Source organism: Hymenobacter profundi (assembly GCF_019334315.1).
In the GTDB taxonomy this organism is placed as follows: domain Bacteria; phylum Bacteroidota; class Bacteroidia; order Cytophagales; family Hymenobacteraceae; genus Hymenobacter; species Hymenobacter profundi.
In genome coordinates this window covers 1-20,293 of record NZ_JAHWGL010000090.1, presented here as the reverse complement: position 1 = coordinate 20,293, position 20,293 = coordinate 1, and the positions used below count along the sequence as shown (strand labels likewise).

General features: G+C 56.9%; 16 protein-coding genes. 8 read left to right on the top strand and 8 right to left on the bottom strand.

What is annotated here, in order from left to right; all coding sequences use genetic code 11:
• Positions 1 to 288 precede the first annotated feature (288 nt).
• Entirely contained in the window at positions 289 to 1,320 is a 1,032-nt protein-coding gene (locus tag KYK14_RS17315) for an SMP-30/gluconolactonase/LRE family protein (protein ID WP_219160577.1), read from the top strand.
• Between the two features lie 55 nt (positions 1,321 to 1,375).
• On the opposite strand, the gene KYK14_RS17310 is transcribed toward KYK14_RS17315, so the two are convergent.
• Together KYK14_RS17310 and KYK14_RS17305 are read right to left on the bottom strand one after the other, a co-directional pair.
• Complete coding sequence (locus KYK14_RS17310; RefSeq protein WP_219160575.1) at positions 1,376 to 2,095, bottom strand: copper homeostasis protein CutC; 720 nt, start codon at positions 2,093 to 2,095, stop codon at positions 1,376 to 1,378.
• A complete protein-coding gene (locus KYK14_RS17305) occupies positions 2,092 to 3,120 on the bottom strand; it encodes an isoaspartyl peptidase/L-asparaginase family protein (protein ID WP_219160573.1) in 1,029 nt (342 codons plus the stop codon). The genes KYK14_RS17310 and KYK14_RS17305 overlap by 4 nt, the downstream gene beginning before the upstream one ends.
• 314 nt (positions 3,121 to 3,434) lie before the next feature.
• On the opposite strand from KYK14_RS17305, the gene KYK14_RS17300 reads away from it, so the two are divergent.
• Positions 3,435 to 4,211, top strand: coding sequence for an energy transducer TonB (locus KYK14_RS17300; protein WP_219160571.1), 777 nt, complete (start codon positions 3,435 to 3,437; stop codon positions 4,209 to 4,211).
• 248 nt (positions 4,212 to 4,459) lie between these two features.
• Here the strand turns inward: KYK14_RS17300 and KYK14_RS17295 are convergent, their stop codons facing one another.
• Positions 4,460 to 5,677 carry a hypothetical protein gene (locus KYK14_RS17295; RefSeq protein ID WP_219160569.1) on the bottom strand — a complete coding sequence of 406 codons (1,218 nt, stop codon included), beginning with the start codon at positions 5,675 to 5,677 and terminating at the stop codon, positions 4,460 to 4,462.
• A 117-nt stretch (positions 5,678 to 5,794) separates the two neighbouring features.
• Positions 5,795 to 9,307, bottom strand: a complete 3,513-nt coding sequence (gene mfd / locus KYK14_RS17290; RefSeq protein WP_219160567.1) for a transcription-repair coupling factor — start codon at positions 9,305 to 9,307, stop codon at positions 5,795 to 5,797.
• Between the two features lie 184 nt (positions 9,308 to 9,491).
• On the opposite strand from mfd, the gene KYK14_RS17285 reads away from it, so the two are divergent.
• The 3 genes from KYK14_RS17285 to KYK14_RS17275 all read left to right on the top strand — a co-directional run bounded on the left by KYK14_RS17285 (position 9,492) and on the right by KYK14_RS17275 (position 12,174).
• A complete protein-coding gene (locus KYK14_RS17285; RefSeq protein WP_219160565.1) occupies positions 9,492 to 9,719 on the top strand; it encodes a hypothetical protein in 228 nt (75 codons plus the stop codon).
• A 101-nt stretch (positions 9,720 to 9,820) separates the two neighbouring features.
• Complete coding sequence (locus KYK14_RS17280) at positions 9,821 to 10,561, top strand: metal-dependent hydrolase (protein ID WP_208306620.1); 741 nt, start codon at positions 9,821 to 9,823, stop codon at positions 10,559 to 10,561.
• A 599-nt stretch (positions 10,562 to 11,160) separates the two neighbouring features.
• Positions 11,161 to 12,174 carry an NYN domain-containing protein gene (locus KYK14_RS17275; RefSeq protein WP_185281520.1) on the top strand — a complete coding sequence of 338 codons (1,014 nt, stop codon included), beginning with the start codon at positions 11,161 to 11,163 and terminating at the stop codon, positions 12,172 to 12,174.
• Positions 12,175 to 12,297: 123 nt separating this feature from the next.
• Here KYK14_RS17275 and KYK14_RS17270 read toward each other — a convergent pair whose 3' ends face one another.
• The 4 genes from KYK14_RS17270 to KYK14_RS17255 form a co-directional block, all read right to left on the bottom strand.
• Positions 12,298 to 13,302 carry an EthD domain-containing protein gene (locus KYK14_RS17270; RefSeq protein WP_219160564.1) on the bottom strand — a complete coding sequence of 335 codons (1,005 nt, stop codon included), beginning with the start codon at positions 13,300 to 13,302 and terminating at the stop codon, positions 12,298 to 12,300.
• A gap of 45 nt (positions 13,303 to 13,347) precedes the next feature.
• Positions 13,348 to 14,421, bottom strand: coding sequence for an SDR family oxidoreductase (locus tag KYK14_RS17265; protein ID WP_185281518.1), 1,074 nt, complete (start codon positions 14,419 to 14,421; stop codon positions 13,348 to 13,350).
• A gap of 146 nt (positions 14,422 to 14,567) precedes the next feature.
• The gene (locus tag KYK14_RS17260; RefSeq protein WP_219160562.1) at positions 14,568 to 15,464 is read right to left on the bottom strand and encodes a helix-turn-helix transcriptional regulator; all 897 of its coding nucleotides are present in this window, start codon (positions 15,462 to 15,464) and stop codon (positions 14,568 to 14,570) included.
• Between the two features lie 80 nt (positions 15,465 to 15,544).
• Positions 15,545 to 15,991, bottom strand: a complete 447-nt coding sequence (locus tag KYK14_RS17255) for a GNAT family N-acetyltransferase (protein WP_219160560.1) — start codon at positions 15,989 to 15,991, stop codon at positions 15,545 to 15,547.
• Between the two features lie 130 nt (positions 15,992 to 16,121).
• Here KYK14_RS17255 and KYK14_RS17250 point away from each other — a divergent pair, with 130 nt between their 5' ends.
• The 3 genes from KYK14_RS17250 (at position 16,122) to KYK14_RS17240 (ending at position 20,171) form a co-directional block, all read left to right on the top strand.
• Complete coding sequence (locus KYK14_RS17250) at positions 16,122 to 16,610, top strand: YajQ family cyclic di-GMP-binding protein (RefSeq protein WP_185281515.1); 489 nt, start codon at positions 16,122 to 16,124, stop codon at positions 16,608 to 16,610.
• Positions 16,611 to 16,769: 159 nt separating this feature from the next.
• Positions 16,770 to 17,486, top strand: coding sequence for a TerC family protein (locus KYK14_RS17245; protein ID WP_185284359.1), 717 nt, complete (start codon positions 16,770 to 16,772; stop codon positions 17,484 to 17,486).
• A 210-nt stretch (positions 17,487 to 17,696) separates the two neighbouring features.
• Entirely contained in the window at positions 17,697 to 20,171 is a 2,475-nt protein-coding gene (locus KYK14_RS17240) for a T9SS type A sorting domain-containing protein (RefSeq protein ID WP_219160559.1), read from the top strand.
• The last annotated feature ends 122 nt before the right edge of the window (positions 20,172 to 20,293 follow it).

Below are 20,293 nucleotides of genomic sequence, written 5' to 3'. Positions count from 1 at the left end.
GAGGTCAGAAGGAGCAGTTTTGTAGCGTTATTATGCTTTACTCTCTGTCATCCTGAGCTTGCGAAGGACCTTCTCACGTAGGAACGAGTCGTTAGTACGCCTGTCGTTCTAGGGTGAGAAGGTCCTTCGCAAGCTCAGGATGACAGGAAAAACGTGACAGTAACAGCCTTCTTCCTACGGCTGCCCTTTCCCTCAGGTTAATACGAGCTACGTTGCGCAACCTTCAGCGTAGTAGCAGGGTAGGGAAGAAGCGCCCCTCCTTCTACTGTTCTGCTAACTCTGTACCTAATGCGCTTCCTTCTTCTACTGTTACTCTGGCTGCCGCTGTTACCCGTAGCGGCCACGGCCCAGTCCTCCCCTAAGCTCACCAAGGGCCGCATCATCCGGCAAGACCCCGGCCTCGACCAGGTCCTCAGCCCCGATGCGCGACTTGAAATCGTCGGCTCTGGCTTTGTGCATATTGAAGGCCCGTTGTGGGTAGCCGACAGCAGCATGCTCCTATTTTCGGATACAAAGTCGCGCACCATCTACCGCTGGTCGGAGCAGAACGGCTTATCGAAGTTCTTGGAAAACAGCGGCTACACCGGCCGCATGCCCTACGGCGAGGAGCCTGGCAGCAATGGCTTAGCCTTAGACGGAAAGGGTAACCTGCTGCTCTGCCAGCACGGCGACCGGCGCGTGGCCCTACTGCCTCTCGCGCAAAAAAGCGGCCTGCTCACCGTCACCGACCGCTACGATGGCAAGCGCTACAATAGCCCCAACGACGTGCTGGCCCACCCCACCAACGGCGCCATCTACTTCACCGATCCGCCCTTCGGCCTACCCCAAAAGGAAAAGGACCCCCTGCGCGAGCTGTCCGTGTGCGGCGTTTACCGGCGCGACGCGAAGGGAAAAATAACCCAGGAAATCACGGATCTGTCGCGGCCCAATGGGCTGGCTTTCACCGCCGATGGCCGCACGCTCTACGTCTCCAACTCCGACTCGCTCCGCCCCGTGATTATGCAGTACGATGTGCGCAGCAGCGGCAAGCTCGGCAACGGTCGCGTGTTTTTCGACATGAGCGCCCTACCCAAAGTGCGCCCCAAGGAGCTACCCGATGGCCTGAAGGTGGACCAGGCCGGCAACGTGTACGCCACCGGCCCCGGCGGCGTCTCTATCCTCTCGCCCGCCGGCAAGCTGCTCGGCACCCTCGACCCCGGCGAAGTAGCTGCCAACTGTGCCTGGGGCGACGACGGCCGCACGCTCTACATCACCGCCAACACGTTTTTGTGCCGCGTGAAAACGAAGGCGCAAGGGGTAGTGACGCGGAAGAAAAACTAAAGCTAGAAGCTAGGCTAGTTCCCCTCCTTTTTTAAGGAGGGGAGTTAGAATAGCTCTAGTCACTACCTTCCGTCAACAACCCCACCAATTCCCGCACTAACCCCGCATCCGTCTGCCAGTGCGCTACGTCAAACTCGTTCGGTTGCGAGGGTAGGGGAATCAGCTTTTTGGTGCTGGTATGAAACTCCGTGGCGCCCGTAGCCGCTGCCAGCGACAACAGATTGCTGGCATTAATGCCTGCACCCGGCATCATGCTGATGCGCCCGGCCGCCTGCGCAACCAGCGCTGCCAGTTGCTGCTGCCCTGCCTCCGCCGAAACGGCGCCGCCAGAAGTCAGCACGCGCTGGCAGCCGAGTGCAATGATTTCTTCCAACGCTGCCGCTTGGTTCTGGCACACATCGAAGGCGCGGTGAAAGGTGACGGCCATAGGCTGGGCCAACGCTATCAGTTCCTGACAGCGGTCTACGTCCACGCGGCCGGCTTCATCCAACATGCCCAGCACCACGCCGTCGCAGCCTAGCTCGCGGCAGGCTAGCACATCGGTTTGCATGAGGGCAAATTCCTCGTCGTCGTACACGAAGTTGCCCGGCCGGGGCCGAATCAAGACAAATACCTGAATGCTGAGCAGCGCCCGCACCCGCCGAATGAGGCCGTAGGACGGCGTGATGCCGCCCTGCTCCAGGTTCTGGCACAGCTCGATACGGCCGGCCCCGCCTGCCTGCGCCGCCTGCGCCGACTGCACCGAGTTAGCGCAGATTTCCAGGGTGTAGCTCACTTCAGCAGGTACTCGCAGTTGATGAGCTGCTTCTGGTCTTTGGCGTCGCACACAGCGTAGCTGAAGCCTTTTTGCAGGGCAAACGCGCCTACCTCGCCCTCGCTGCTCACGGCAATAAAGCCTACCTGAATGTCGCGGGCGGCCTTGTCGCCTTTGATCTTGAGGATACGCTCTACGGCTGCTTTACATGCCGCTTTCGGCGACAGGCCCTGACGCATCAGCTCCACCACCGTGTGCGAGCCCACCATCCGAATCACGTCCTCGCCCTGGCCGGTGGCGGCGGCGGCGCCTACCTCGTTATCCACGTACAGCCCGGCCCCAATGATGGGCGAGTCGCCCACGCGGCCGCGCATCTTGAAGCCCATGCCGCTGGTGGTGCAGCTGCCGCTAAGGTTTCCCTGCGCGTCCATAGCCAGCATGGCAATGGTGTCGTGGTTTTGGGGGCCGCCCACAGGGCCTACCTTCTTCTGGTTGCCCGAGTTTTCGATGTTGACGACGGGCTTGTACTCGCTGGTTTTCAGCCACTCTTTGTAGGCGTTGGCTGCATCGGCGCTGAGTGTTTGGGGTTCTAGCGGGAAGCCTTGGGCCACGGCAAACTGCTGGGCGCCTTCGCCTACCAGCATCACGTGGGGCGTTTTCTCCATCACGGCCCGCGCCACGCTGATGGGGTGCTTGATGCGCTCCAGCGCCGCCACGCTACCACAGTTGAACTTGTCGTCCATGATGCAGGCATCGAGCGTCACGATGCCGTCGCGGTCGGGGTTGCCGCCCAGGCCCACGCAGCAGTTCTGCGAATCTTCGGTGACGCGCACGCCGGCTTCCACGGCATCTAGGGCGCGGCCGCCTTTGCTGAGCACCTGCCAGGCGGCCTGGTTGGCGGGCACACCGTCGTTCCAGGTGGCAATGGCCACGGGTTTGTTCTTCACTTTGCCGGCGGGGGGTAGGGCCGCTGCGGCTACAGGTTTGGTTGCCAGCAAGGCCAGGCCGGCCGCCGACGATTTGATGAATTTTCTACGATTAGACATGCACAAGCGAAATGCGTTCGGCTAAAGAACGCAAGATTTAGGCATTTCTGCGCGATTTGGATGCAGGCCACGCAGCACTGGCGCGAGCTTGCAGCTCGTGCCTACAGTATCGTGAGGCTGTGCCTCACCCGTAGGAACAAATACGCGTGGCCCGTTTCCGGCTTGCCGCGCTACGGCAGATGAGGTACAACCTCATCATCAAAGCAGACACGAACTGCAAGCTCGCGCCAGAATAGGATAACTATGCCAGTGAAGTCGTACTTTTCGCAGCGTCATTCTACTACATTACTTTTTACCGTTTTATCTCTACCCCTATGCGTACAGCCTCTACCCTAGTACTACCTCTTTTACTTCTTGGTGTGCCATTAAGCGGCTGGGCACAGGCCACGCAACCCATAACCGTCAGCCAGAAGAACCCTGCGGGTCGGGAAGAATTCAACGTATCAACAACTGACACCCAAACGAAGCAGGGTGCCTACCGGCACTATGGCGGCCGCAAAGGCAACGTGCTGCTCGCAGAAGGCTTCTACACGGCCGGGCAGAAAGACAGCCTTTGGACGGAATATTTCGACCTGAGCAACCAGCCAAAAGCCAAAGGCCGCTACCATAGCGGCCAGAAGGTAGACGAGTGGGAGTACTATACTCCCGAAGGCACCCTGGCCACCCGCTACGACCACACCACCAATCAGTTACTATTTCGCTCACCCAGCAAGTGGCCAAATAAGCTGGTCATTCGCCCCCTGTCTCCCGACGTCGTGATTACCACGCCTCCCATCGCGTTGGCCGGCAACGATGCCTTGGCGCGGGCTGTTGGTATGAGTGTGCGCTACCCCGTCATGGCATTGCGCAATAGGGTAGGGGGCGAGGTGCACATTGCCTTCACCATCGACAGCAACGGCAACACCTCGAATCACCGCGTCGTGCGCGGCATTGGCTACGGCTGCGACGAAGAAGCCCTGCGCGCGGTAAAGCTCCTGCATACCGAATGGATTCCGGCCTCCGCCAATGGGCAACCCGTGGCGTCGGAATGCGAGATGCCGGTTGTGTTTGCTATTAAAGAAGATCCAACGAATTTTCGCGTTACACATTAAGTAGATGTATATCCACTTAAAAATTAGAAAGGCTCAACTAGCGCGAGCTTGTAGTTTGTGATTGCATTGCCGTGAGGCTGTGTCTTATCTGTAGGAACAATTACGCGTAGTACACCTCAGCAAAAGGTTGAGCACGAGTTACATGCTCGTACTAGAGTAGCGCGTGTTAGGTTTGCCGCGTTGCGTCGAATGAAGAAAGTATAACGCAAAATCAAGCTCACGCCAGAACGGACTTTGTGACTGTATACCTAAACAAGTTGTAGTTGTGCTTGCGCGTGTTGAATTTTAGCCTGCAAATCGTTCATGCACTCAAAGGCCTGTACGCTACTGCCCGTTTGGATGGTTTCTTGCAACTGCTGACGCGCGGCTTGTAGCCACTCTTCCGCTTCCGAAAATTGCCTCTCTACAAAAGCTACCGCTGCTCGCGAAAAGAGCCCTTCCTCACAGGTAAAAGGCTTGGCCTCCTGCGCACAATCCAGCCAGTAGCGAGCCTGTTCTACATCATGAGTATGTAACGCGGCAATATAGGCGGCTTCAGCCAGCACTTGCTGCTGGAGAGCAATCGGGCTCATCTTCCGCAGAGCAATTGCTTCATTGAGGTGTGATTGTGTAGATTCAAGGTCTTTGCAATCGTGATAGTAACAGTAGGCGTAGAAATGAGCATAAAAATCTAATACACTGTTACTCTGATTGGCCAGAAAGGCTTTCACTTGTTCAATTTCCCAATCTCGGGGACGCACACCAGCATACGTGAGATTCTGGAAATAAAGTAACCCCAAATGCTGGCGCATAACGGGACCTCCTTTGAGGAGATGCCACAGCTTTCTGCCATCTATTATATGTCCGGACGTTAAGTTGAGCGGTAATAGATTTAATCCGCCTGTTGCCACTGATAACCAGCCGAAAATGAGCAATGTCTTATACAACGCGTATCCACTTACGGAAAAAATAATGTCTGGAGCAGCACTCAATTTACTGTGTGAGTAGAGAGCCAAAGCGCCTGTGAGGATATTAGCAAGTGGACCACCAGCTATAAACAAAGCATAACGGCTGCGTAGATTCCGGTCGTGGGTAGGAAAGGCCTGAACCATCCCACTTAGTTTGGCTGCCGGCTTTCTCAGTTGAATCTGCCATCCTTTTGCTTTGCGCTTAACATGCAACCAGCTAGCTACAAATGACAGTATTTGGAAGCGAGCGAATAATGCTCCCACCACATGTCCACCTTCATGAACCACAATGACTAACCAATAGAGAATAGGTAGTCCAATTATCCAGCCCAACACTAAAACAGGCCAAGAGATATCTAGAATTGCTGCTTTATAAAGTATAGAGTGTACCCACTTACGGCCATCTAATACTGCTATAATGCCCCATACGAAACCCAGTGCAAGCCAAGTCTGACGTTTTTGCTTCTTCCTCTGTTGTTCGGGTGTAAGTGGAGCGTCAGGTTGCGAAAAGTCAATCATATAAGTAACTAGAGAATATTGCTGGGTACAATAAAAAATGAAAAGGTTAAGGAATAAAAATAGGCGCTATTATCGAAAAATAGCGCCTATTAGCATGTACTTATTTATATATTTCCTCTACACTCCTACCTTCTCTTCACTCCCCAGCTCACTCAGTACCCGCTTGGCCGCCTGCACGTTCTGCACGTCGTCGATGGTGATGATGAGCTGTTCTTTGCGCTCCTTCATGGTGGCGGTGCGGGGGTGGGTTTGCACGTAGTTGAGCACCGTACCGAACTGGTCGCCCTGGAAGTAGGCCTCGTTGTTGGTGGCGGGCACGTAGGCTTTCAGCACGTTCTTCTTCAGCGTCACCTTCTCGAAGCCCACGCGGCAGGCCTGCCAGCGCAGCTTCACGATGTCGGCCAGCTGCTCTACCTCGGCGGGTAGGGGGCCGAAGCGGTCCACGATGCTGGCGACCAGTTTGCGCAGCTCCTCGGGGCCTTTCACGCGGTCGAGCTTGCTGTAGAGTTGCAGGCGCTCCGACACGCTGCTCACGTAGCTGTCCGGAATCAGGATTTGCAGGTCGGTTTCCACGTTGCACTCCTTAGGGCGGGCAGTGCCAGCGGCTTCCTGGAGGCGGCCGGTCTGGTCGCCCAGAAACAGGTCACGGAACTCGGTTTCCTTCAGCTCCTGCACCGCGTCGTCGAGTATCTGGTGGTAGGTTTCAAAGCCCAGGTCGTTGATAAAGCCCGATTGCTCGCCGCCCAGCAGGTTGCCCGCGCCCCGAATGTCGAGGTCGCGCATGGCCACGTTGAAGCCCGCGCCCAGGTCCGAGAATTCTTCCAGCGTGCTCAGGCGCTTGCGGGCGTCGGAGGGTAGGCCGGCCACGGGCGGCGTGAGTAGGTAGCAGTACGCCTTTTTGTTGGAGCGTCCTACCCGCCCGCGCATCTGGTGCAGGTCGGAGAGGCCGTGCATGTGGGCGCGGTTGATGATGATGGTGTTGGCGTTGGCAATGTCCAGGCCCGACTCGATGAGCGTGGTGCTTACCAGCACGTCGTACTCGCCATCCACAAACTTCATCATGCGCTTTTCCAGGGAGTCGCCATCCATCTGGCCGTGCACGTAGGTCACGCGGGCGTCGGGTACCAGGCGCAAGATCATAGCGGCCTGTTCCTCAATGTCTTTCACGCGGTTGTGCACGTAGAACACCTGCCCGCCACGCTTTATTTCCCGCGCAATGGCGTCGCGCACCAGCACCTCATCAAACACGTGCAATTCCGTTTGCACCGGCTGGCGGTTGGGCGGCGGCGTGGCAATAACGGATAGGTCGCGGGCGCCCATCAGCGAGAAGTGCAGCGTGCGCGGAATAGGCGTAGCCGAGAGCGTGAGCGTGTCCACGTTCACCTTCAGCTCCTTCAGCTTGTCCTTGGTCTTCACCCCGAATTTCTGCTCCTCGTCAATCACCAGCAAGCCCAAGTCCTTGAACTGTACGTCTTTGTTGGTGAGGCGGTGCGTGCCGATGAGAATATCGGTTTTGCCCTCCGCCACCCTACCCAGTGTCTCCTTTATCTGCTTGGTGCTCTTGAAACGGTTGATGTACTCCACCGTCACGGGCAGCTCCGAGAGCCGGTCGCGGAAGGTCTTGTAGTGCTGCATGGCCAGGATGGTAGTCGGCACCAAGATGGCTACCTGCTTGCCATCGGCAGCGGCCTTAAAGGCGGCCCGAATAGCTACTTCGGTCTTGCCGAAACCAACGTCGCCGCACACCAGGCGGTCCATGGGGTGGGGTTGCTCCATGTCGTGCTTCACGTCTTCGGTGGCCTTGCCCTGGTCGGGCGTGTCCTCGTAGATGAAGCTCGATTCCAACTCGGCCTGCATAAACGAGTCCTTGGCAAAGGCAAAGCCCGGCGCAGTTTTGCGCTTGGCGTACAGCCGGATCAGTTCGGCCGCAATGTCCTTCACCTTCTTCTTGACGGCCTTTTTCTTGTTTTCCCACTCCGGCGAGCCCAGCTTGCTCATGGTAGGCGGCGTGCCCTCGGCCCCGCTGTACTTGGCAATCTTGTGCAGGGCGTGAATGCTCACGGTCAGCACGTCGTCGTCGCGGTACACCAGCCGGATGGCCTCCTGCAACTGCCCGTTGATGTCTACCTGCATCAGCCCCGCAAAGCGCGCAATGCCGTGGTCCTGGTGCACCACGTAGTCGCCGGGTTGCAGGGTGCGCAGCTCCTTGAGGGTCAGCGCCTTTTTCTTGCTGAACTTGCGCGTTTCCTGGGCGCGGTAGTAGCGCTCAAAGAGCTGGTGGTCGGTGTACACGGTCAGCTTCAGCGTCTCGTCTACGTAGCCCTCGCGCAGGGCCAGGAGCAGGTGCTGAAACTGTACGTTGTTGTCCAGCTCGTCGAAGATGGTGCGGAGCCGGTCGGCCTGTCGCACCGAGTCGGCCGCAATGATGCTGGTGTAGCCCTGCTGCTGGTAGTCACGCAGGTTCTTAAGCAAACGCGGAAACTCCTTGTTGAAGCTGGGCTGGGGCTTGGCCGTGAAGGCAAACTCCTCAGCCCCAGTCTTGAAGTGAAACCGCTTGCCGAACTCCACCACCGCAAAGTTTTCGAGCTGCTTGCGGAAGGTCTTGGCCGTTTCAAACAAATCGGCTGGCTTGCTCACAATCTGCGTGCCGCCCGCCGACTCCAGCAACCGCTGAAAGCCCGCATCGGCTTTGTCGAAGGATTCGTCTACCACGTCCAGGGTCAGGCGCACGTCCTTGGCCCACACCGTCAGGTTGCGGGGTAGGAAATCCAGAAAAGCCTCGCGGGTTTCGTGAAGCAGCTTGGTCTGCACGTTCGGGATGATGCTGATCTGCTGCTTGCGCTCCACCGACAACTGCGTTTCGGGGTTGAACGTGCGGATGCTCTCTACCTCATCCCCAAACAGCTCGATGCGGTAGGGTAGCTCGTTGGCGTAGCTGAAGATATCCACAATACCACCGCGCACGGCGTACTGCCCGGCCTCGTACACAAAATCCGTGCGCTCAAAGTCGTACTCACCCAGCATCTCCCCGATGAAGTTCACGTCCAGCTTCTCGCCTACCTGCACCGAAAAGGTATTCGCTACCAAGCTCTTGCGGTTAATCACTTTCTCGAACAGCGCTTCGGGGTAGGTCACGATGAGGGCACCCGTATCCTGCGCTGTTGGCTGCTGGCTGTTAGCCGTTAGCTTTTCCTCTGTTTCAGGGGTAGGCTCCACGGGCTTTTGGCCTTTGCTGCCCTTGCTGCCGCTGAGGCGGTTCAGCACCTCGGCGCGCATCAGCACGTTGGCGTTTTCCGTCTCGTCGAATTCGTAGGGGCGCTTGTAGGAGCTGGGGAACAACAGAGGGTCCTGGGTAGGAAGCAGATGCTGCAAGTCGGCCAGGAAGTAAGACGCCTCCTCCTTGTCGTGTAGGATGAACAGGTGGTGCTGCTCGGGGTAGAGCGTGTGCAGGGTGGCGGCCAGCACCGCATCCTGGCTACCTACCAGCCCGCGCAGGTGCAGGCGGGGTAGGGGAGTATCGGCGGCCTCGACTTTTTTGAGGGAGCGAAGCGTGGCCGGATTCAGGCGGGCGCCTACCGTCAGCACGGTCGGGTCGAGGCGGTAGAGCTGGAGGAAATCAGTGACCTTCAAAACAGGATATAGCTAGGAGGGAGGGCAAAGGTAGAAGCCCGGCCGGAAGGATTTTCCGGTCGGGCGCGCTTAGCAAATGGTAGTAGCAATACCACAACCGCGCGCCGAAAGTTTCCGATATAGCCGATGGGCGCCGCCCCCGCAAATGCCGTATCTTAGCAGAACCGATTATCTGTATTCTACAATGGCTGATAATAACGAAAACCTTCCGCTGGGGGCAGCCGAAATCCTGGTCGAAATGCGGGCAATGCGGCGGGAGAATCAGGAAAACAACGACCGCCTACTCACGACCATGAGCCAACTCATCGGCACCCTGACGGAGCACGTTGTTGACATTCGTCAGAGCGTCCAGCGCATAAACCAACGGCTGGAGAAAATAGAAAGGAAACTAGACGAGTTTACCGATTTCTAGCGCCGCCTGCGCACGCTCGAAGATATTGTGCTGCGCAAAGCCTCGTAATCAACTGCCACGCCGATATCTTCGTGGTTTATTTATAATAGTAGTATCTCTCCTTGCGCGGATCTTCTCACTTGGCCATTGGCCTGATTACCGGCGTGGCCGTCGCCGGACTTGTCCCCCACGTGCCCTTCTCGGTGGCCGGCATTGCGCTGGCAGGCTTCTCCTCCCTCGCCCCCGACCTCGACCACCCCAACTCCCGTCTCAGTAAGCGCCTGGGGTTTGTGCAGCAGTATGTGCGCTGGGCGTTTGTGCTGGCTGGCGCGGCGCTGGCTGTTTACACCCACTTTCTCCTACCCCTTGGCCCCGACCGGCGCATGGGCTTCACGGCGGCGCTGGCGTTTGGTCTGCTGGGTGCCGCCATGCAGGGTGGGTCGGCGCGGCGGTTAGCCCTACTGTTCACAGGCCTGTGCACGGTGGTGGCGGGCTTCTATACCGAGTTTCTGTGGCTGAGCATGCTGGGCGCGTTCATTGCCGTGGCGCCCTTCACTAGCCACCGCTCCTGGACGCACACTATTTGGGCCGCGGGCCTCTGGACCTACATCGGGCACCTGGCCAACTACACGCTGGGCTGGCACGGGGTAGCGTGGTTTGCGGGGGCGGGCTACCTCTCACACCTCGTGGCCGATTCGCTCACCAAAGCTGGCGTGAAATGGCTGATGCCGCTCACCGATATCTGCTTTAGAGTTCCCCTGATTCGGACGGGCTCCGCGAGTGGCAACGCGCTGGAAGTGGCTATCTGCCTGGGCTATGCTGCGCTAGTATTAAGCATAGTAGTAGGCAATATGTCTTTTTAAACTGCGTTTGAGGCCTGTGCTAATCGGGTTAAGACACTTAATGCACACATAGCTTAGTGGAGCTGGAGTATGTGGAGTAAGCAGAATAAAGCAGAAAGGAGGGAACGGTTGTGTTGGAAACTGGATTTATACTGGAAAAGCTAAAAATATATTACTATAATAATACAGGAACCAGCTAGCTTTGTGGCCGATAGTGTAAAGGGAAGTCACGTGAAGTAAATTTATATATAACTAATAACATATACAGAATAGGTTGGAATTTGCTTTAATTTGCAGATTGCTAAGTGAATATACCTAGGGTAGTTATGAGACTGAATTTATGCGTGCTCTTTCATTCTTCATTCACGCATCATCTCGTATAGTACTCCTTACTACAGCATATCACTTCTGCTAGATATTTCAGACGACAAGCTGCAACGCAAGTAGGTAGCGTAGCTTGATATTTTACAGTAATTATTTAGTAATCAATATGAATAATTTTACACAATCGAACTTGTATATTTGACCTGGTACTTCCGCAACAAAAGTACCTTCTGTTGTTTGCCCGTTCTCTTTTTCTTACTCACACCTCATTTTGCGCACACACATTTTTTTGCTTTATGAATCAGATCAATAGCCCTCTGGTTAGGATAGGCGTCTTTTACGATGGCAATTATTTCCTTAAAATCAGTGATTACTACTACTTCCAGCATGACCGCAAGGCCCGCATTAGCCTGGAAGGATTGCATGAGTTTATCCGGCAGCAAGTAGCCGAAGAAGAAGACGTAGACGTACGCCTGAGTCAAATTATCGATTCGCACTTTTTCCGTGGCCGCCTGAGCGCCACCGAAGCCCGCGACAAGGACCGCCTGTTCCACGACCGGCTGTTCGACGATATCCTCATGAACCTGGGGATTAATACGCACTACATGCCCCTGAAAACCCGCGACGGCCGGTTGCAGGAAAAAGGCATCGACGTGTGGCTCTCGCTGGAGGCCTACGAACTGGCTATGTACAAGAGCTTCGACGTGGTAGTACTCATTGCCGGCGACAGCGACTACGCCCCCCTCATCAAGAAGCTGAATACCCTGGGCACCCGCGTGATGCTGCTAAACTGGGATTTCAAATACACCGATTACAAAGGCGAAAACCGCGTAACGCGCGCTTCGCAGCAGTTGCTTAGCAGTGCTACCTACCCAGTAGACATGCACGACATCATCGACCAAGGCCTGTCGACCAACGAGGAGCTGATCGAGAATATGTTTGTGGCCCAGTCGGAGCCCACAACCTACCCTACCTCTACCCTGAAGCCCGTACGCCCTACGGGCCCGACGGCAGCTGGTCCGGTAGGCACGGTGGGCATCAGCACCATCAAAAACCTGAAAAACGGTTTTGGCTTTGTCGTGATGCCGCCCAACAACCTGTTCTTCAGCTACGCTGATATGGCCGAGGGTGACTTCAACGACCTGAATGAAGGCGACTGGGTGGAATTCACCGTAGGCCGCAACCACCGCGACGAGGACTGCGCCCGCAACGTGCGCAAAGTGCAGCCCCCGCAGATGGAAGATGGCGACGAGTACGAAGATGACGAGGAGCAGGAGCACGAATCCGCCGGCTCGCCCGACCGTCTGTAAACATATATTGGCTTTTAGCTTTCGTTATTCAGTTAAGAGCTAAAAAAAGCGCCGGCTTCCTAATGGAGGCCGGCGCTTTTGTGTATGAAGGCTTTGCGTCTTTCCCGTTTGCTAGGTAGGAAGCTACAAGCTAGTTGCCAGCTCGGGTAGTAGTCGGTTGATAACACTATACGTAAGACCCGTCCAGAATTCCGATTGCTCAATGTCCGTGATGGAAGCCTCATCGACTTCAATTACACGGTAGCCGTCACTGCTAAGATAGTCTTCTACATCATTCATGCTAGCAAAGGCCAGCACCGAAATGGCATCCATGCGGCTGCCTTCAGGGTCGAACTGCGTGGAGCCGATGTTGTGCAGCTGGGCGTAGCGCCGTACGTAGGCGTGCGTGGCAGGCTGTGCCAGTACCACCGCGGCGTGCTCCGTCAGCAAGCGCTGCTGAAACGCCTCACGGGAAAGGCTTGGGTGTCGGTAGTGAATCTTAACCAGGGTGATAGGGTCGCGATGTGAGGGGCTGGGCAGTAGGATGTACTCGCGGGTGATGGAGCGCGTGACCATGCGGAAGACCGTTTGCTCATCGGCCACAATGCGCTTGTCATACTGCGGCTGCTTCAGCACCTTGTCAATGTCGGCCTCTGTGGCGTAGGCAATGTAGGCAAACCCGTCCCAGCGCGGGCGCTGGTAGGTGGGCACTTGCGCGTGGGGGTCGCCTACCAGCTTGGCGTCGGCTGTAGTCATGGCGAGGTAGGGCGGCCGGAAGTACGACGACGGGCCGGCTGCTACGCGGTGAATCTGGTCGTAGCGGAGTACGGGCTCATTGTCGGTATCGGGCTCCTCGTAGGCAAACTTAGGGCCGTGCACCTTGCGCCAATACTCATCCCAATGCTCATACGCCAGGTTAGCGTTGGCTTCCAAGGCAATTTTCGCCGGTTCGGCGGCAGGGTTGTCCAACGCCTGACCATCGCGGCTGCGCGTGAAGCCTTCGTCCTGCGGGCGCTCGGTGGGTGGCGTCCGGTCAGCGCGGGTCAGGAAGGTAGGCGTCACAATCAGCGGCGCGGTAGTGGTCTGGTAGGTGGCGCGGTACGGCGGCCGATGGCGGTTATCGGCCGAAGAATCAATGGAAGTAGCCATAAGAATAGAGTTTAGCGAGGAAAGAACAAGCTAGGCTGATAGCAACTACGGAATGATCTGATCGTCGCGGAGTTGCGCGAACAGATCGAAGAACGATGCTTCGGTGGGCTGATACACGTGAAAGCCCAGCTTGCGGCTTTTACTCATGTCGGTCATCACTTCCAAGGGGCGGCCCAGGTCGAGGTCGGTGTGCCAGGGCGAGGCTAGCTTGTCCAGTTCCGGTACGGTGAGCTGGTAGCGGGCGGCCATCGTGCGCCAGAGGTCGGCATCGTCGGCCATCTGCGCTTCCAGCGGGCGTACGGTGCCATCGTAGCCGGCGGCTTCTACCCCAAACCATGCAGCCAGCCGCGGCCACAACCAGCTCCAGCGGAAATAGTCGCCGTTCACAATGTTAAAGGCTTCGTTGCGGGCAGCCTCGGTGGTGGCGGCCCAGGCTAGCTGCTTGGCAATCACGCGGGCGTCGGTCACATCAGACAGGCCATGCCACTGCGCTTCGGAACCGGGCCACTGAAACGGCCGGCCGGTTTCTTTGCAAATGCTGGCGTACACGGCCAGCGTGGTGCCCATGTTCATTAGGTTGCCCACGGCCTTGCCAATGATGGTGTGGGGACGGTGAATGCTCCAGGTAAACCCGTCGCGCTCGGCGGCGGCGTATACTTCGTCTTCCTGGGCATAATAGAAGTTGGCAATGTCGAGGCGGGGTTGCTCCTCCCGGAAGGGTGTAGCCGGCAGTGTGCCGCTCTTGGCATAGGCATCAAATGGCCCCAGGTAGTGCTTCAGGCCCGTTACCAGCGCCACGTGCTGCACGGTGCCCTTAGGCGAAAGCACCGCCAGGATGTTGCGCACTAGTGCACTGTTCACGCGGATATTTTCGGCCTCCGTGTCCTGCCGCATCCAAGTGGTAATGAAGACGTGGGTAGGATTCACGTCAGCTAAGGCAGCTTCCAGAGCGGCGGGCTCCAGTAGGTCGGCGGCTACGGGGTGCAGGCCGTCGAGGTGCTGCGGGGGGCGGCGGGCCAGGCCGTATACGGTCCAATTGGTGGCGAGTAGCTCGGTTGCCAGATTGCTGCCGATGATGCCGCTTGCGCCCACAATCAGGGCAATTTTATTGGTGCTCATAAGTAGAAAGTTGATGTTTGGTAAGTTGCTTTACGTAATACCACCGGTGCTTTTAACATGCCGGAACACGCAAGCATCGGGACCTCGCATAGCGAGTCAGCAAAGCTAGCGGCCTCACTCTCTGGCTCTTTGCACAGATTGCCTTACTATTTGTACGCCAGGGCCTGCAAGCGGTAAGCGGACGGCGTTTGGCCAGCGGCCTGCCGAAACCACCGCGAAAAATGTGCAACGTCGTAGAAACCCAAGCGGTAGCTCAGGTCACCAATAGATAAGTGGGTGCCAGAAAGGAGTACTTTGGCTTCCGTCAGAATCTTCTCTCGAAGCAGGCTACCGGCGTTCTGGCCAGTGGCTTGGCGGCACAGGTCGCTGAGGTGTTTTGGGGTGAGGGCTAGAGCGTCGGCGTAAAACTCCAGACTAAGCGCGGGTTCGCCGGCTGCGAGGCGGGCTTCTGCCAGATGCAGGAATTGCTGTATTATAGTGGCGGGTTGGCCACGAGTAGCAGGCGGTGCTTGCCACTCGCGGAGGTCTGTGAGCAGCAGGCGCAGGTAGAGGCGGGCCTTTTCCAGGTGGTCTTGCTGGTGGTAGAGCTGTTCGCCGCTTTGCCGGAGTGTCGCGTATTCGGCTGGGGTGCAGGCGTGGTATACGTAGGGCGGCTGGCTAGCGAGTACCGCGTGTAGCTGATAGCCAGGCAGCAAACCAGTATTGTAAAAATCAGCAGAGAAAAAGCAATATAGACCGGTTTGGGAGCCATCGGACAGCTGCCAGCGTAGCGCAGTGCCGGGCATCACCAGCAGTACGGAATAGGGCGCTACCGTTACGAGTTCGTCGTTGAGATAAAAAGTGCCGCCGCCTTCTTCCACCAACGAGAGCTTGAAAAACTGCCGGCGGTGCTGCTCCATATGCTGCCGACAGGTAGCAAACCGTTCCTCTCGTCGGTACATCACTACTTGTTCCAGTGCCTCAGGGGCAGCACCAGGTGGCGCCGGTTCCGTTGCCTGCGGGTAGTTGTCGAACCGAAAAACCGGAATCAGCGGAGTAGCCATACTTCCTACAACTGCTAGCGGTAGGAATGGTTACGCCAACGCCTGCCAGCGCCCGCACTGCCGCCGCTGGCAGGCGTTGCTTAGTGCAACGCCTTACGCATGAGAAAGTGCGGCACGTTGCCGAACAGCGTGTGCGAGGGCGCTACCACGGCGTAGCCGGCGGCTTCGTAAAACGGTGCCGCCGTGGCGCGGGCGTGCAGAATGCACTCCGTAAGGCCCTGCTGCCGGGCGCCGGCTTCCAGAAACGCCAGTACCTGCCGGCCTAGCCCCCTACCCTGGTAGGCCGGATCGACGGCCATGAAGCGTACTTGCGCCTGCCCTGGGGCCGAGGGGTGCACCCGACCCACTGCTACTACGGGGCCATTGGGGGTAGGGTAGCGTAGTAGGGCGTGCAGGGTGGTAGGGTCGTCATCGTCGGGGGCGCGCTCCGAGCCGGGCGGCTGTTGCCAGGGCGCCCGCAACACGGTGTAGCGCAGCTGGTAGTAGGCGGCAAAATCGGCGGCGGTGCGGGGCGAGGAAACGGACATGGCAGCGAAGATAAAAATTACGTACAACGCATCATTCAGCCTACAGGCGGCCTGCGGGCAAACGCCTACCTTTGGCGCCCGTATGTAGCCTGTAGGCGCTTTTTCTTACCCTTCTAGTACCCATTTACTTATGCCTTCTTTCGACATTGTGAGCAAAGTAGATCCGCAAACACTCGAAAACGCGGTGAACACGGCCAAAAAAGAACTGCAAACGCGCTACGACTTGCGCGATACCAAAGGTGGTATTGAGCTAGACAAAAAAGCCAATACCATCCAGCTCAGCTCCGAAAACTCCATGCGCGTGAAGTCGCTGGAAGACATCTTGCTGGCTCGCGTGGTGAAGCAGGGAATCGACGGCACGTCCCTCGACTTTTCGGAAGAGGAACAGGCCAGCGGCGCGCTGGTAAAAAAAACCGTGAAGGTGCGTGCTGGCATCGACAAAGAAGCCGGCCGTAAAATCACGAAGGCCATTAAAGACGCCAAGCTGAAGGTAGAAGTGCAGATGCAGGACGACCAAGTGCGCGTATCAGGCAAGAAAATCGACGACCTGCAAGCCGTCATTGCCCTGCTGCGCCGCACTGATATTGGCCAGCCCCTGCAATTTGTGAACATGAAGTAGATAGGTTGATTAGAATGCCCTGCTAAGCGCAGCGCAGTCGAAGCAGAACGTTCTAATCAACCCATCGCCACATCAACTCATCAGCACATCATCCCCGTGTTTGACCTCTCCACCTTCGCCGAAGCCCACACCTGGGTCAGCCTGCTCACGCTGACGTTCATGGAAATCGTACTGGGCATCGACAATATTATCTTCATCTCTATTGTCGTGAACCGGCTGCCGCGCGAGCAGCAAGCTCGCGGCCGCACCATCGGGCTACTGCTGGCGCTGGTGTTCCGTATTGGACTGCTGCTCAGTATTTCGTGGATTGTGGGGCTGAAAACGCCTTTGTTCCATTTGGATCTGCCGTTCCAAGAGCCCGACTTCGGGGTATCGGGTAGGGACATTATTCTGTTCTTCGGTGGCCTTTTCCTGCTGGCCAAAAGCACCACCGAGATTCATGGCAAGTTGCAGGGCGAGGAAGAGGAACACGGCACGGGCAAGTACAACACCCTGTCGCGCGTGATTTTCCAGATCATCGTTATCGACATCGTGTTCTCGTTCGATTCCATCCTGACGGCTGTGGGCCTGGTGAACAATGTATTGGTGATGATCCTGGCCGTGATTCTGGCCATGGGCGTGATGCTGGCCTTCTCCGGCTACGTGGCCGATTTCGTGAACCAGAACCCCACCATCAAAATACTGGCCCTGTCGTTTCTGATCATGATTGGGGCCATGCTGATCATGGAAGCCTTCCACCAGGAGGTGCCCAAAGGCTACGTGTATTTCGCCATGGCCTTCTCGCTGGGGGTAGAGCTGCTGAACATGCGTGTCCGTAAGAAAGTCCCGCCTGTGGAATTGCGCGACGTAGAAGCACAGTCGGCTAAACAGCCGTAAGCCATTCCTACCATACACAACACCCCTACTCTCCAAGTGGCCGGAGGGTAGGGGTGTTGTGTATATACGCCATTGGCTAACAGACTTCTCGGACGATCAACTTGTCGGTACAAGACTAGATTTCATCCAAAAAAAATCAGGTAATACAGCCGGAGATTCCTAAATTTAGGAACTCCGTTGTGGTATCGAGCACTCCTCTTATCTGTGTTAATGAAAAAACTATTACTCCTTTCTTTCCTGACCGTGGCAGCTATTGCGCCTTCCTTTGGGCAGCAGCTGGTAAAATATGCGGGACCCGGTATTCCCGATACCTGCTACGCCAGTTCCAAGGTTGTGCGTACGCGGGTGCTCCCGCCGGCAGCTTTTCTGGCAAATCGGCCATCGGCCACCAAGGCTACTATTATCGTTACCTATTCCGGCTTTACACCCGAGGCCCAGGCCGCTTTCCAATATGCAGTTGATATCTGGCAGTCGTTGCTGGTATCCAGTGTGCCCATTCGGATTAGTGCCACCTGGGAGCCACTAGAAGAAGGTGTATTAGGGTCTGCCGGTCCCAGCAGCTTATATACAATCAATGGTGGCGGTGAGCGGATTAGCAACTCGCTATATCCTACCGCTTTAGCGGAAAAGATAGTAGGGGGAAACATTAATGGTGAGGCAGCTGACATCAATGCCAGCTTTGGCAGCACCTTCAACTGGTATCTGGGCACGGATGGCAATACGCCTGCCGGGCAGTATGATCTGGTATCGGTAGTATTGCACGAGTTGGGGCATGGCTTGGGCTTTCTGACCTCGAAAGACTATGATGTGACTAGTAAACAAGGCGCTTTATCAACGCCGCCTAGTATCTATGCCGATTTCATGAAAACCGGTGCCGGACTGAGCGTAGCTGACACCCGCATCTTTGCCAATCCTTCGGTGGAATTGGGCACAGCCTTCACTACCAATGATTTGTATTTTGATAGTCCCCTGACGCGGGCCGCTAACAGTGGAGAGCGGGCGCGCTTGTATGCACCTACTACCTATGCTGCTGGTTCCAGCCTGTCGCACCTCGACGAAAATACCTATAGCCCCGGCGACCCCAACTCGCTGATGTCGCCGCAGTTTGCCTCGGGTGAAGCTATTCACTCGCCCGGCCCCATTGTGCTGGGTATGTTCAATGACATGGGGTGGTTTAATACTGCCGTGCGTCACACGCCTTACACCGACACGGAGACACCCAGCACCTTCCCCGTCACGGTTCGGGTGGATAGCGACGGCACTATCACGCCCGGCTCGGTGAAGCTGAACTACTCTTTCAACGATGGTGCTCTGACCACGGTGACGATGACACCTACCAGTAGCGCCAACCAATACACTGCTACCATTCCCAACCCCGGCCTCAACGTGCGGGTGAGCTACTACATAGAAGCATCCGACAACGAAACCCGGCGCATCTACACTGCCCCCGGCCGCAACGCCTTTTCCACGGTGTCTAACCGCTACTCGTTCTTCGTGGGTCCCGATGTGGTAGCGCCTACGCTCACGCACACGCCGCCTACCTACCTGTTTACTAGCAATCTGCCATATACCATCACGGCACAGGCTGCGGACAACATCGGGGTAGCATCCGTTACGTTGGAATACAACGTGAATGGTACGGCCCGTCCTGCTATCCTTATGACCAGGGGCACCGGCAACAGAGCCAACACCTACACCGCCGCGCTCAGCACCGTTGCCGGCCCCATTGCAGCCGGCGACGTTATCAACTACCGCTTGGTGGCGCAGGATAACTCCTCCAACTCTAACCGCACTACTCTACCCGCTACTGGGTTCTATACGGTGCCGGTGGTAGAAGTACGCCCAGCGGCCGACATGTATGCCAACGAGTTTGAGCGTGCCACGCCTATCGACTTTGTGGGCTTGGGCTTCTCCATTGCTACGCCCACGGATTTTACCAACGGCGCCATTCACTCCACGCACCCCTACGCCAACAACGTAGACTACACGTACCAGTTGCTGGTACCTATTCGGGTGAAGGCCGATCCGCAGATTGCACGGGTGCGTTTTGATGAGATTGTGCTGGTGGAGCCCGGCGAAACCGGCTCGGTGTTCCCCAACGAGGACTTTTACGACTATGTGGTGGTAGAAGGCAGCCTGAATGGCACCACCTGGACGCCACTGGCCCCCGGCTACGATGCCCGCGACAATGCCAACTGGCTCGATTTGTACAACCGTTCGAAAAGTGGCAGCAACTCGGCTGCCGTGGGTACACCGTCCCTTTATGCTTCCCGCACCATCAGCCTACTGGATAAGTACAAGGCCGGCGACGTGGTGCAGCTCCGCTTTCACCTGCACGCCGATGCAGGTGCCTACGGCTGGGGTTGGGCCATCGACAATCTGCATATTCAGGACAACACCGTGACGCCCACAGCCCAAGCGCTGCAAGGTGCCGGCGTAAGTCTGTTCCCGAACCCTACGGCCGGGCAGTTTACCGTCCAGACCCGCTTCGATAAGCCAGTAGCCAATCTGGAAGTAGTAGTGCGCAATGCCGTGGGCCAGGAAGTGCTGCGCCAGTCGCAAACCGCCGTGAAAGGCCCGGTTTCCCTACCCCTCGACCTAACTAAATGCGCCAATGGCTTCTACATCGTGAGCCTAACGGCCGACGGCGAAACCGCCACCCGCAAGGTGATGTTGAACAAGTAGAGGCGCGTTGCACGCGCCCGTCGTTGCTCCGAATGACAAACAGAAGCGGCTGCCCCAAAAGGGCAGCCGCTTCTGTTTGTCATTACTTCAGTTCTGTCATCCTGAGCGGAGCGAAGGACCTT

Bases quoted from the DNA above. Each gene is read 5' to 3' on its own strand.
- KYK14_RS17245 (WP_185284359.1), top strand. From the start codon at position 16,770: ATGGAAATCGTACTGGGCATCGACAATATTATCTTCATCTCTATTGTC.
- KYK14_RS17240 (WP_219160559.1), top strand. From the start codon at position 17,697: ATGAAAAAACTATTACTCCTTTCTTTCCTGACCGTGGCAGCTATTGCG.
- KYK14_RS17250 (WP_185281515.1), top strand. From the start codon at position 16,122: ATGCCTTCTTTCGACATTGTGAGCAAAGTAGATCCGCAAACACTCGAA.
- KYK14_RS17255 (WP_219160560.1), bottom strand. From the start codon at position 15,991: ATGTCCGTTTCCTCGCCCCGCACCGCCGCCGATTTTGCCGCCTACTAC.
- KYK14_RS17300 (WP_219160571.1), top strand. From the start codon at position 3,435: ATGCGTACAGCCTCTACCCTAGTACTACCTCTTTTACTTCTTGGTGTG.
- KYK14_RS17270 (WP_219160564.1), bottom strand. From the start codon at position 13,302: ATGGCTACTTCCATTGATTCTTCGGCCGATAACCGCCATCGGCCGCCG.
- KYK14_RS17305 (WP_219160573.1), bottom strand. From the start codon at position 3,120: ATGTCTAATCGTAGAAAATTCATCAAATCGTCGGCGGCCGGCCTGGCC.
- KYK14_RS17285 (WP_219160565.1), top strand. From the start codon at position 9,492: ATGGCTGATAATAACGAAAACCTTCCGCTGGGGGCAGCCGAAATCCTG.
- KYK14_RS17260 (WP_219160562.1), bottom strand. From the start codon at position 15,464: ATGGCTACTCCGCTGATTCCGGTTTTTCGGTTCGACAACTACCCGCAG.
- KYK14_RS17295 (WP_219160569.1), bottom strand. From the start codon at position 5,677: ATGATTGACTTTTCGCAACCTGACGCTCCACTTACACCCGAACAACAG.
- KYK14_RS17275 (WP_185281520.1), top strand. From the start codon at position 11,161: ATGAATCAGATCAATAGCCCTCTGGTTAGGATAGGCGTCTTTTACGAT.
- KYK14_RS17265 (WP_185281518.1), bottom strand. From the start codon at position 14,421: ATGAGCACCAATAAAATTGCCCTGATTGTGGGCGCAAGCGGCATCATC.
- KYK14_RS17315 (WP_219160577.1), top strand. From the start codon at position 289: ATGCGCTTCCTTCTTCTACTGTTACTCTGGCTGCCGCTGTTACCCGTA.